Origin of the sequence: Sorangium sp. KYC3313, assembly GCF_052075895.1 — a bacterium.
Classification (GTDB): domain Bacteria; phylum Myxococcota_A; class Polyangia; order Polyangiales; family Polyangiaceae; genus Sorangium; species Sorangium cellulosum_B.
The window spans coordinates 1,795,148-1,806,595 of sequence record NZ_CP197255.1; the positions used below are offsets into that span (position 1 = coordinate 1,795,148).

10 protein-coding genes are annotated in these 11,448 nt (G+C 70.0%); 8 read left to right on the forward strand and 2 right to left on the reverse strand.

What is annotated here, in order from left to right; translation table 11 throughout:
* Positions 1-136: 136 nt before the first annotated feature.
* The 3 genes from ACSRUE_RS06940 to ACSRUE_RS06950 all read left to right on the forward strand — a co-directional run bounded on the left by ACSRUE_RS06940 (position 137) and on the right by ACSRUE_RS06950 (position 2,096).
* A complete protein-coding gene (locus ACSRUE_RS06940; RefSeq protein ID WP_441290328.1) occupies positions 137-598 on the forward strand; it encodes a pirin family protein in 462 nt (153 codons plus the stop codon).
* A gap of 69 nt (positions 599-667) precedes the next feature.
* Complete coding sequence (gene ycaC / locus ACSRUE_RS06945) at positions 668-1,291, forward strand: isochorismate family cysteine hydrolase YcaC (RefSeq protein WP_437296142.1); 624 nt, start codon at positions 668-670, stop codon at positions 1,289-1,291.
* Between the two features lie 328 nt (positions 1,292-1,619).
* Positions 1,620-2,096, forward strand: a complete 477-nt coding sequence (locus ACSRUE_RS06950; RefSeq protein WP_441290329.1) for a glutathione peroxidase — start codon at positions 1,620-1,622, stop codon at positions 2,094-2,096.
* Between the two features lie 40 nt (positions 2,097-2,136).
* Here the strand turns inward: ACSRUE_RS06950 and ACSRUE_RS06955 are convergent, their stop codons facing one another.
* Positions 2,137-3,276, reverse strand: a complete 1,140-nt coding sequence (locus ACSRUE_RS06955; protein WP_441290330.1) for a hypothetical protein — start codon at positions 3,274-3,276, stop codon at positions 2,137-2,139.
* Between the two features lie 359 nt (positions 3,277-3,635).
* Positions 3,636-3,938 carry a hypothetical protein gene (locus ACSRUE_RS06960; RefSeq protein ID WP_441290331.1) on the reverse strand — a complete coding sequence of 101 codons (303 nt, stop codon included), beginning with the start codon at positions 3,936-3,938 and terminating at the stop codon, positions 3,636-3,638.
* A gap of 112 nt (positions 3,939-4,050) precedes the next feature.
* On the opposite strand from ACSRUE_RS06960, the gene ACSRUE_RS06965 reads away from it, so the two are divergent.
* The 5 genes from ACSRUE_RS06965 to ACSRUE_RS06985 all read left to right on the forward strand — a co-directional run bounded on the left by ACSRUE_RS06965 (position 4,051) and on the right by ACSRUE_RS06985 (position 11,447).
* Positions 4,051-4,872: an aldo/keto reductase gene (locus tag ACSRUE_RS06965; RefSeq protein WP_441290332.1), complete on the forward strand. Its 822-nt coding sequence runs from the start codon at positions 4,051-4,053 to the stop codon at positions 4,870-4,872.
* 1,320 nt (positions 4,873-6,192) lie between these two features.
* Entirely contained in the window at positions 6,193-7,053 is an 861-nt protein-coding gene (locus ACSRUE_RS06970) for a hypothetical protein (RefSeq protein ID WP_441290333.1), read from the forward strand.
* Positions 7,054-7,232: 179 nt separating this feature from the next.
* A complete protein-coding gene (locus ACSRUE_RS06975) occupies positions 7,233-7,730 on the forward strand; it encodes a DUF2505 domain-containing protein (RefSeq protein WP_437763252.1) in 498 nt (165 codons plus the stop codon).
* The gene (gene sppA, locus ACSRUE_RS06980) at positions 7,727-10,444 is read left to right on the forward strand and encodes a signal peptide peptidase SppA (RefSeq protein ID WP_441290334.1); all 2,718 of its coding nucleotides are present in this window, start codon (positions 7,727-7,729) and stop codon (positions 10,442-10,444) included. Before ACSRUE_RS06975 ends, sppA begins: the two co-directional genes overlap by 4 nt.
* A 4-nt stretch (positions 10,445-10,448) precedes the next feature.
* The gene (locus tag ACSRUE_RS06985; protein WP_441290335.1) at positions 10,449-11,447 is read left to right on the forward strand and encodes an ABC transporter ATP-binding protein; all 999 of its coding nucleotides are present in this window, start codon (positions 10,449-10,451) and stop codon (positions 11,445-11,447) included.
* The last annotated feature ends 1 nt before the right edge of the window (position 11,448 follow it).

The following is an 11,448-nucleotide window of genomic DNA, read 5'->3' on the forward strand; positions in this document are numbered from 1 at the left end:
TCGTGTCAGGAGGACGCAGCCATGACCACCACGAACACGATGCAGACGCGGACGAGCGCCACCCGAGCAGCACGGTCCGAGCTCCGGCCCGTTCCAGATGGCGCAGCTCTGGGTGAATCCGCCGAAGGCGCACAAGATGTCGCCGCCTCGGTATCAAAGCATCACCAGCGATCGGATGGGCATCGTGACGCTCCCCGAGAATGCGGGCTCCGTCCGGGTCGTCGCAGGCGAATACCAGGGCGTGAAGGGGCCCGCGCAGACCTTCACGAAGATCGATGTCCTCGACGTCCGCCTGAATGCGCGAGGCAGGGTCGATTTCACCTTCCCGGCGCGCCATAACCTGGGCCTGCTCGTCATGAAAGGCGACATTGCGATCGACGGAACGCACGCTGCGGCGCACGACCTCGCGGTGTTCGAGAACGCCGGCGAGCGCCTGCTCATCGAGGCCGAATCGGAGGCCCACCTGCTCGTCCTGAGCGGCGAGCCGATCGACGAGCCCATCGTCCGGTACGGCCCGTTCGTCATGAACAGCGCGCAGGAGATCCAGCAGGCGTTCGTCGACTTCGCGAGCGGCAAGTTCGGCCACCTGGACGATTGAACGACCTCCATGCTCGGACGTCGAGCCACACAGACGCATCACCCAGGACGACAGAAGAGGAGACAGCCCATGACCAAGCCGTACGTTCGACTCGACAAGAACAACGCCGCCGTGTTGCTGGTCGATCATCAGGCGGGACTTTTGTCGCTCGTGCGCGACATCCAGCCGGACACGTTCAAGAACAACGTGCTCGCGCTCTCCGATCTCGCGAAGTACTTCAAGCTGCCGACGATCCTCACGACCAGCTTCGAGTCCGGCCCCAATGGCCCGCTCATGCCGGAGCTGAAAGAGCAGTTCCCGGACGCGCCGTACATCGCGCGCCCCGGCAACATCAACGCGTGGGACAACGAGGACTTCGTCAAAGCCGTCAAGGCCACGGGCAAGCAGCAGCTCATCATCGCGGGCGTCGTGACCGAGGTCTGCGTGGCCTTCCCCGCGCTGTCGGCGATCGAGGAGGGTTTTCAGGTCTTCGTCGTCACGGACGCGTCCGGGACCTTCAACGAGATCACCCGGCACTCCGCCTGGGATCGCATGTCGCAAGCCGGCGCGCAGCTCATGACGTGGTTCGGCGTCGCTTGCGAGCTGCACCGCGACTGGCGCAACGACATCGAGGGACTGGCGACGCTGTTCTCGAACCACATCCCCGACTACCGCAACCTCATCACCAGCTACAACGCGCTGACGAAGAAGTGAGGGCGAGCGTCCTGCCCGTCCACCCTGCTGCCGTCGCGATGGCCTCCTTCCAGCAAGCCAGGTCACCGAGCCCGACCGCCGCGTGCCGCGCCCAAGCCGATGTTCTCCAGCCGCATTCGGCGGCGTCGCCTCGACGCGGAGCGCGTTCCTGCTCGACGCGGACCGGACGCGCGTCTATCCATGCGCCATGGAACGCTCGCCGCGCGTGCTCCGGTGTGGACTCGCCCTGATCAGCTCGCTCGCCCTCGCCTGTGTGTCGGGTTGTGGGAGGGATGTCGAGCGCACCACGCCGGAGCACACGCCCGGCGCTGCTCAGGAAGGAAAGGCCATGTCGCTCTACGACTTCACCATGAAGACCATCGACGGACAGGACCGCTCCCTCGGTGATTACCGAGGCAAGGTGCTGCTCGTGGTGAACACCGCCTCGGAGTGCGGCTATACGCCGCAGTACGCGGGGCTCGAGGAGCTCCATGATCGGCTCAAGGATCGCGGCTTCGCCGTCCTCGGCTTCCCGTCGAACGATTTCGGCGCGCAGGAGCCGGGGACCGACGCCGAGATCGCCGCCTTCTGCTCCACGAAGTTCGGCGTCAGCTTTCCCATGTTCTCGAAGATCCCGGTCAAGGGGGGCGGCAAGCACCCCCTCTATGCCTTCCTCACGCAAGCCGCGCCTGCCGGCGAGGTGAAGTGGAACTTCACCAAGTTCCTGATCGGCAAGGACGGGTCGGTGATCGCGCGGTTCGAGTCGTCCGTGGCGCCGGACGACCCGAAGCTCACGCAGGCGATCGACAGCGCGCTCGGCGGGTGAGCAGGGCGGCGCCCGAGCCGCCGACCAGGCAAGACGGCCGTCAATTGCAGTCGAGGCACCTCCACTCGACCTGTCCAGACGCCGAGACCCCGAACCGCTGAGCGGTGTACTTCTCGATATCGATCAGGTACCCCGACGGCTGCGCGTTCCGCGTGCAGCACCCGCTGCAATCGGCGTCGGAGCACATGTCGTACACCTTGACGTCGATCTCCTCGCCATTCTTTCGAAGGCGCAGGGTCTTGAGCTTGTACCTCTCGAAGTCCTTCGAGTGCACCGCGGCGATGTTGTTCTCTCTCACCCAGCTCTCCGGCTGCTTTCCGTCGAGGGCCGCGAACTGGCCGGCCCACGTGCACCCGTTGTACTCGATGCACTCCTCGCTGCCGGGGTCGGGGTAAGACTCGAACTCCGTCAGGCTGGCCGTCTGCCACACCACGCCGGAGCCGCCGCTGCCGCCGCTGCCCGTTGTGCTGCCGCCGCCCGTCGTGCTGCCGCCGCCCGTCGTGCTGCCGCCGCCCGTCGTGCTGCCGCCGCCCGTCGTGCTGCCGCCGCCCGTCGTGCTGCCGCCGCCCGTGCCCGTGGTGCTGCCGCCGCTCGTCGTGCTGCCGCCCGTGCCCGTGGTGCTGCCGCCGCCGCCCGTGCCTGTGGTGCTGCCGCCGCTGCTCGTCGTGCTGCCGCCGCTGCCCGTCGTGCTGCCGCCGCCCGTGCCTGTAGTGCTGCCGCCGCTGGAGCAGCTGGTGTCGCGGAGCTCGACGCGGGACGGGGTGAACGAGGACACCGAATCGGTGGAAAAATTGAGCGTGAATGACGCGCCGCGGGCGATGGACACGTTCGATGTCCTCGAATAGGTGCATCGGGAGCCGGCTTGTGTGTGGGTCCAGCCCGGCTCGTGATGATCGCACGTGACACCGCCCGGCACGTCGAAGGCGACAGTCGGCTTCTTCAGCGCGCTCGCGCCCGTGTTCTTGATCTTGATGGTCCCCCAGTACTCCGGGGCTCCTTCGTACGCGTTCGTTGTGACCGCATACGAACAGGCTGCAAGATTCTGGTCCTGCTCGCCCATGTCTTCGGCCGTGGGGCCCGTGTCGGCCGAGCACGCTGCGAAGCAGAAGGCTGCTCCCGCAGACGCGGACGCGAACGCAAGCTGAGCTGCCCGCAGACCTCGGATTTGATTGATGCGCATAAGGCGATCCTTTCCTGCGTGCATCGGCGACAGGCCATGATGTAATGACATGTCCTCCCCCTCGACGCCGGACACGTGGATGGGTAGCACTGCCGCGTTGGGCTGTCGAGACGAGGATGCCGGGATTTGCGGCCAGGCGCCGCGTGGGCCCCAGGATACCCGCGAATGTGACTTTGCTCGTCATCCTCGTCGCGTCGTCGTATGGAGGGGCTCAACCTACGTTCTCTGCCATGCAGCCTGCGCCGCCAGCATCGGATCGCTCAATCGATCTGCCGCGGTTTACTTTATATGGCCTCGCTGCACTCGCATCGTTCACCCATCGCCGGTTGGCCCCCGACCTCCCGGGACACGCTGTGTATTCAGGGCTGAAGGCGCAGCCTGGCGGTGACGGGAAAGTGATCCGACGGATAGAGGCCGTCGCGGTGTTCGCGGATGATCTGGGCCATCAGCACCTCCGCGACCGGCGCCGGCTGAGCGAAGATGAAATCGATCTTCTCTCCGCCCTCGTCTCCGCTGAACGCGTGGAATGTGCCGACCGGCGCCTCGTCCGGGTATCCGGGTAGAGGACGCGAAACGTGTCCACGAATTTGCCTATTCTGAACGAAGCGCTCGCTCTCTTCAGCGATATCGGCTAGCTGGCGCGCGCTCTGCACAGTCGCCACAGAGTTTTCTTGCTCTTGCCGTCGACCTTCACCGTGGCTAGCGTGTCGGCTTCGTCAGCACACTCTTTGCGCTCGGCCGAGCCGAGCGATGAATGAGACCGGGGGCCCGGCAATGATCGAATCACCACGCCTGCAGATGATCGACGGTCGCTACATTCCGCAGCTCGGGCTCGGGGTGTATCAATCGGCGCCCGGCGCAGAGACCGAGGGCGCCGTCCTCGAAGCGTTGCGCCTCGGCTATCGCCACGTCGACACCGCCCAGTTCTATGGCAACGAGGCGGACGTCGGCAGCGCGGTGCGCAAGAGCGGCCTCGGTCGCGACGCGGTGTTCGTCACGACGAAGATCGCGAATTTCAACCAGGGGCGCGACACGACGCTGCGCTCGCTCGAGCGCTCGCTGAAGGAAGCTGCGTTCGACGCCTACGATCTCGTGTTGATTCACTTTCCCGTCACCGGCAAGCGCAGCGACACCTGGCGCGCGCTCGTCGACGCGCAGAAGCGAGGCCTCGCGAAATCGATCGGCGTCAGCAACTACACCGTGCGGCACCTCGATGAGCTCCTCGGCGAGAGCGCGGTGGTGCCAGCGATCAACCAGGTCGAGCTCAGCCCGTTCCTCGGGCAGGCCGAGCTGCGCGCGTTCTGCGCAAAGCACCGGATCCTCGTGCAGGCGTACAGCCCGCTCACGCAGGGCGTGAAGCTCGGGCACAAGGTCATCGTCTCCGCGGCGACGAAGGCCGGACGCACACCAGCGCAAGTCATGCTGCGCTGGGCCGTGCAGCACGGTTTGATCGTTCTGCCGAAGTCGGTCACGCCCGCGCGTATCGCCGAGAACGGCGCGATCTTCGACTTCGCGCTCGACGCCGACACGATGCGCACGCTCGACGGGCTCGATGTCGGCTTCCGCGCGAGCTGGGACCCGACGGACGTCCCCTGATCCACACCGTCAGAGAAAGGCGCTCAGCGGAGTGGCTTACCCCTGGCCAGCGCGGTGCCTGCGCGCCAGGTTACGGGCTGAGCTATGCAACGGGTTGCGGCCGCTCACGGGGACGGCTCTGATGAACAAAGTCACGTTCGCGAGGCACGCGAGCGGCGCGACACAGGCGCCGCTACCGTCCGAGCTCACCGAGTGGGCGACAAGCTCGGAATCTTCATGAGTCGCCTAGCAACAAGGCATCGGCGTTTCGACGACAACGCCGGTAGGCACGTAATCACCACAATTCAGCTGATGCTCACTCCACTCACACGTCCGACAAACCTCACGCATGCGCATCACTTTACACGAGCACCATTTCGGATACCAGCCACACCACACCCATCCAGCCTGGCAACCTAGACCTGGTCCGCCAGTGTACCCACAGTCACCGTAAGAATCGACTGACACGTAGCTTGCCGCATCGCCGCTCAGCTTGTCGGCCACACCCTGCTCCCCAGCGCAAGGCTCTTGACGTTCGGAGTCCGAGAGGGGCTCCTGCGGCAGCTCGGACGCCTGTTCTATCGACTGCACACCCTGAGCGCCGTAGATATCTTCTTGGGGTTCGCCGGACAGCTCTGTCTCCGGTTCGCCCGAGGCCACGCATCCAGCAGCAAGCAATGCGATAGCTCCGCAAACGCACTCATCAACGAAACTCGAATACATACTCTTCTCCCAAGCACTAGCTGCACCGCTTCAGCAGCTGCGCATCACGCCAGGAAGATGACCACGCGACGGCTCAGTCTCTTTCCTAGCAACGTTGCCGATCAACGTACTAAAAAGCGAACACACTCCACGTCAGCCGACAATTTCCTGCTCTGGCATCGAGATATCGCGGCGCTTGGCGCGGTCGAAAACCAACGTTCGCGAGAAGCAGCGCTGGGCGAGGGCACCGTCTAGCAGGTTCAGGGGCGGGGGTTTCCCGCAGGCATCCTGCGCGCCTCGGCACGCACGCATGCACGCCCCGCGGTGACGGTGCGGCGGAGCGACGGATGCGCACCAAACCATGCAGCCGACGAGCGGCGGGCTACTCCGCGGTCATCGGGCACCGTGGAAAGGGCCGCGCGACCATCTATGTCCCGCATGACCCGCCGTGTCAACACCACCTCGATTACAACCGATTACAGCACGCCGCTCCTCCTCTCCTCGCCGGCGGCCTCTCCCTCGGTGTCGCGCGAACGGCTCGGCGCAGCAGGATTCAGGCGCCTCAGCGCGCCAAACGAGCTTGACAGCCACTCTCGATAAGCGACCATCCTCCAGTCACTCTCAACCAGGAGGGAGCTCATGCCCCTGACACGCACCGTGAACAACACGCCCGGATCCACGTCATCCAAGGCCAGGTCGCCCAGCAAGACGCCGGCCGCAAAGACGAGGCGCCCAGCCGCAGAGACCCACGACCCCACCACCGACGAGGCGCTCCTCGCGCTCGACCCGGGCTACGCGTCCCCGCCCGATATCCCCCTGAGCGTCGCCGAGCGTGAGCTCACCTCCCTGACGCGCCTCGCGGGCGCTCAGCAGGCGCGCCTCTCGAAGATCGGTATCGCCGCCGACAAGGTGGCTCTCCTCGCGCGCTTCGCGCGGCGGCTCGGTGCGATCGAGAAGGCGTGGCAGAAGGCGCGCGGCGCCGTGAAGCTCACGTCCGCGCAACGGAGGCTCCGCGACGAGGCCGAGGCGCTCGATGCGAAGCTCGTGGCCGGCGGCCGGTGGGGATGCCGGAACGACGACGCCGCCCAGGCGGAGCTCTCGCGCATCGCCGAGGGCTCAGGCCTGGCGGACACCATCCAGGACCTGCGCGATCTCGTCGACTTCTGGGCCGACCACGAGGGCGCGCTCGGCGTGACCGATATCACGAGCAAGGATCTCGCGAGGGCCAGCGCGCTCGCCGACGCCCTCGAGGACGCCGCCGCCAACGAGGCCTCGGACGCGAGCGCCGCGCAGGCGCTCGAGCTCCGCAACCGCGCGTTCTGGGCCGCCGACGAGCTCGCCAGGGAGATCCGCGAAGGCGGTCGCTACGCCTTCCGCGATCAGCCCAAGCTCGCAGCGAAGTTCGTCTCTCGCTATCGGGCGAGCGTGAAGCGGCGCTCCTACCGGAAAACCAAGGCCAACGCGCCCGTCACCGTCCCGGAGCCGGCCCCGGAAGTGTAACCGGCCCCCGCGCAGCCCGATCCTCCCACGCCCGCGCCCGATCCTCCCACGCCCGCGCTCGATCCTCCCACGCCCGCGCCCGATCCTCCCACGCCCGCGCTCGATCCTCCCACGCCACGCCCACGCTCGATCCCCCCGCCCCGCGCCTGGTCCTCGAAGCGGGCGTGTTACAAGGCCGCGTGCACTTCACCATCTCGCACGAGCTCGACGCGCCCCTCGACGCCGTGGAGCTCGCCGTGCTCTCGCCGGACCTCGGGCCTCGGCTCGCCACGCGGGTCGCCTCGCTCGAGAGCGTCGTGACCGTCGAGCACGCGCTGCGCGACGGGGAGCTGCTCCGCGTCCTGCGCTTCCAGGCGAGCGCGCCGCTGCCGATCTTCCGGAGCTACCCCGTGGCGAAGGACGCCATGTCCTGGGAGGAGCGCTCGACGTACCGCCTCTCGGACCACGCCTCGACGTGGCAGGTCAGCCCGAAGGAGCAGTGGCGCAGCTACTTCCGCTCCGCGGGGACGTACCGGCTCGAGCGCCTGCCCCAGGGCCGCACCCGCCGCCGCGTCGATGGCGACATCCAGATCCGGCTGCACCTGCTCGGCCCGCTCGTCGAGCGCCTCGCCCTCGCCGAGGTCCAGCGGACGTACGACGCGGAAGCGGATACGCTCCGGGAGCTCCTCCGCGCATGAACAACCTACCCCGCCCCCAAAGCCCCGCCCGCTCCCCGCGCCCCGCCCGGCCGGGGCGGCTCGCCAGCATCATGCACCCGGCCAGCGCCGCTCGCCCAGCCGGCTCCGCTCGCCCCGCCAGCGCCGCCGCCGCGCTGCTCGGCCTGTGCGCGGGCCTCTGCGCGCTCGCCGGCGCGACCGCCGCGCGCGCCGCGCCGGCCGACGGCCCCTCGCAGCCGCTCCCCGATCCCGGCAAGCCCGTCGCCAGCAGCGACGACACCTCGGCCATCGCGGTGAACCCCGCGAACCTCTCCTTCCTCCCGGGCACCGAGCTCCGGTGGACCTGGGTCCACACGGGCTCCGCCTCGCCGCTGCCCGCGCGTGGCCACTCGATCGCGCTCGGCGTGCCGCTCTGGTACGTGTCGACCGGCCTGCGCTTCGACTTCCTCGACCCGCCCGACGCCGCGCCGGCGCCGTTCGACAGCCCGTCGCGCTGGGTCCGCTGGGGGCTCGCCCTCGACACCGGCCCCACCTTCGCCTTCGGCACGACGCTCGGCTGGGGCAGCTCCGACGCGCCCGCGCTCGACGGGTACTTCTCGCTCACGAGCGGCGTGACGCTCCGGCCCTCCACCTGGCTCTCGCTCTCGGCCGTCGCGCGCGACTGGAACCGCCCCGAGAACCGCCTCCGCGAGGCCATCGAGCGCAGCTACGACTTCGGCGTCGCCGTGCGGCCCGCGGGCGGCAGGCGCGCGCTCGAGATCGGGCTCGAGACCTCCTACGTCGAGAACAGCGACCCCGACGAGAGCGGCACCTGGACGCCCAGGGCGACCCTCGGCCTGCGCGTGCCCTACGTGGGCACGCTCCGGGGCGACGTGGCGCTGCGCGACCTCACGGCCGACGGCGGCCCGAAGATCGCCGCCATGGCCGGCCTCGACGTCAACGTCGACGAGCTGCAGGTCTCCGCCGGCGGCGTCTTCGGCAACGCCATCACGAAGAGCGGCACCGGCTTCTACGCCGGCGTCGCGCTCCGCAGCTTCTCCGAGCCGGGCGTCCGGCTGCCGGCCCGCGTCGTCCGCGTCCGCCTCGACTCGACCCCGGGCGTCCGCAGGCACACGCGGCTCCTCCAGCAGCTCTGGCGCCTCGCCGAGGACCCGGAGGTCTCCGGCGTCGCGCTCGTGCTCCGCGCGGAGCCCGCCAGCTCGCTCGCCCACGCCGAGGAGGTCTCCGACGCGATCCGCAACCTGAGGAGCCACGGCAAGAAGGTCCTCTGCCACCTCGAGGACGCCGGCGGGCGCTCGCTCCACGTGTGCTCGAGCGCCGACGCCATCGCCATGAACCCCGCGGGCGGGCTGCGCTTCGCCGGCATGTCGTCGAGCTACTTCTACTTCGGCGGCCTCCTGCAGAAGCTCGGCGTCCAGGCCGACATCGTCCGCATCGGCGCGCACAAGCTCGCCGCCGAGCAGTTCGCGCGCGAGACCAGCACCCGGGTCGGCAACGACGACCACCAGGCGCTGCTCGATCAGCTGAACGACGCCTTCCTCGCCGAGGTGAGCGCCGGGCGCCGCATCCCCGTCCCGGAGCTCGAGCGGCGGATCGCGCGCGGGCCGTTCCTCGCCCAGGAGGCGCGGCAGAGCGGCCTCGTCGACCAGCTCGCCTACGACGACGAGCTCGGCCGCGTCGTCGACGAGGTCATGGGGCGCGCCTCCCGCGTCGTCGACGACGACCCGGGCGACGAGGCGCCCGAGCGCTGGGGCCGCTCGCCCAAGGTCGCGCTCGTCTACCTCGACGGCGACATGATCGACGGCGAGAGCCGGTCGATCCCGTTCGTCGGCGTCAAGCTCGCCGGCTCGTACACGGTCGCGGGCGCGCTGCGCCGCGCGCGGGAAGACCGCAGCGTCCGCGCCGTCGTGCTCCGGGTCGAGACCGGCGGCGGCTCGACGCTCGCGGCGGACGTCATCCTGCGCGAGGCGATCCTCACGGCGCGCGTGAAGCCGCTCATCGTCTCGATGGGCTCGTCGGCCGCGAGCGGCGGCTATTATGCGTCCGTCGCCGGCGCCCCGATCTTCGCGAACCGCTCCTCGATCACCGGATCCATCGGCGTCTTCTACGGGAAGGTCGACGTCACGGGGCTCCTCCAGAAGCTCGGCGTCAGCATCGAGACGTTCCGCTCGTCGCCCCGCGCCGACGCCGAGTCGCTCTACAGGCCGTACACCGACGACGAGCGCGAGCAGCTCGGCGTCAAGGTGAAGCAGTTCTACGACCGGTTCGTCGCCCGCATCGTCGAGAACCGGCACATGAAGGCCGAGGAGGTCGACGCGCTCGGGCGCGGGCAGGTGTGGACCGGCGCCCAGGCCCTCGATCGCCGGCTCATCGATCGCCTCGGCGGGCTCCGGCAGGCGATCGCCGAGGCGCGCCGGCTCGGCCAGCTGCCCGACGACGCGCCCATCCAGTCGCTCCCCGAGGAGGACACGTCGCTCCTCGGCTACGCCCTCAGCCTGGTCGGCTTCTCCGCGCAGGCCCAGGGCGAGCTGGCGAGGGCGACCATCCCCCCCGTGATGCTCGACGCCGCGCGCGCCCTCTCGCCGTTCTTCGTGTTCGGCGCGGACAGGCCGCTCGCGCGCAGCGAGTTCGCCGGCGAGATCTCGTTCGGCGCCCCCGCCACGGCCCGGGAAGACGAGCCCGGAGGGTCCGCGCCGCCGGCGTTGCCCGCGTCGCCCGCGTCGAATGAACGCTGAGCCCATGGAGCAGCTCGAGCCCGCGTCGCGAAGGACCGCCGAGCCCGCGGAGCAGGCCGCGCCCGCCGCGCCGCCGCTGCTCCACGCCCGCGCGGCGCGCATCGCGGTGGACGACGTTGTCGCCGTCGACGCGCTCACCGCGGCGACGCGCGGCGATCGCGTGCTCTGCGCCGGCGACGCGGGCGCGCTCTTCGCGGCGCTCACGGGCGTCCCGTTCTCGTCCCTCCGCAGGCCGGCGCAGGCCGGCGCGGCGGACGACGCGAGCGGCGGGGCGCCCGGGGAGGCGCGCGTCGTCGCCGGGCGCCTCGAGGTCGCCGGGCGCGACGTCGCGCGCTCCGCGCACCGCGCGGCGAGCGGGGCGGCGCCGCTCGACCCGCCGCTGCCGCTCGCGTGGACCGCGGACGCCTACGTCGGCTGGGGCGCGCGCCTCGCGGGGGCCTCGCCGCGCGCGGCGGCCGAGATGGCGGCCCCCGCCCTGGCCCGGGTCGGCCTCGCGGCCTCGCGGAAGCGCGCGCTGAGCGCGCTCGCGCTGCCCGAGCGCCGCGCGCTCGTCCTCGCCCAGGCCATCGTGACCGCGCCCGCCGTGCTGATCGCCGAGGATCCGCTCGTCGGCCTCGACGGCGCCGCGGCCGCCTTCGTCCTGGCCGCGCTCGCGGGCGCCACCGAGGGCCGCGGCGCGCTGCTCACGGCCGCGCGGCTCGACGTCGAGGGCCCGCGGGGCGCGCTGGTCCGCGGCGCCACCGACGTCCTCGTGCTCGCCGGCGGCGAGCTCGCCTTCTCGGGCACGTTCGCGGAGATCGCCGCCGGGAGCCGCCTCTACGCCGTCACCGTCCGCACCAACGCGGAGCTCCTCCGCGAGGAGCTCGCCGCCCGGGGGATCGCGCTCCGGGGCGGGCCGGCGCGCTTCGCCGCCGCGCTGCCCGAGGGCGCGACCACCCGCGACGTCGTCCTCGCCGCGACGCGCTGCCGCGCCGCGATCGTCGAGCTCACCCCCCTCTTCTGAC

Bases quoted from the DNA above. Each gene is read 5' to 3' on its own strand.
- sppA (WP_441290334.1), top strand. From the start codon at position 7,727: ATGAACAACCTACCCCGCCCCCAAAGCCCCGCCCGCTCCCCGCGCCCC.
- ACSRUE_RS06970 (WP_441290333.1), top strand. From the start codon at position 6,193: ATGCCCCTGACACGCACCGTGAACAACACGCCCGGATCCACGTCATCC.
- ycaC (WP_437296142.1), top strand. From the start codon at position 668: ATGACCAAGCCGTACGTTCGACTCGACAAGAACAACGCCGCCGTGTTG.
- ACSRUE_RS06950 (WP_441290329.1), top strand. From the start codon at position 1,620: ATGTCGCTCTACGACTTCACCATGAAGACCATCGACGGACAGGACCGC.
- ACSRUE_RS06965 (WP_441290332.1), top strand. From the start codon at position 4,051: ATGATCGAATCACCACGCCTGCAGATGATCGACGGTCGCTACATTCCG.
- ACSRUE_RS06985 (WP_441290335.1), top strand. From the start codon at position 10,449: ATGGAGCAGCTCGAGCCCGCGTCGCGAAGGACCGCCGAGCCCGCGGAG.
- ACSRUE_RS06955 (WP_441290330.1), bottom strand. From the start codon at position 3,276: ATGCGCATCAATCAAATCCGAGGTCTGCGGGCAGCTCAGCTTGCGTTC.
- ACSRUE_RS06940 (WP_441290328.1), top strand. From the start codon at position 137: ATGTCGCCGCCTCGGTATCAAAGCATCACCAGCGATCGGATGGGCATC.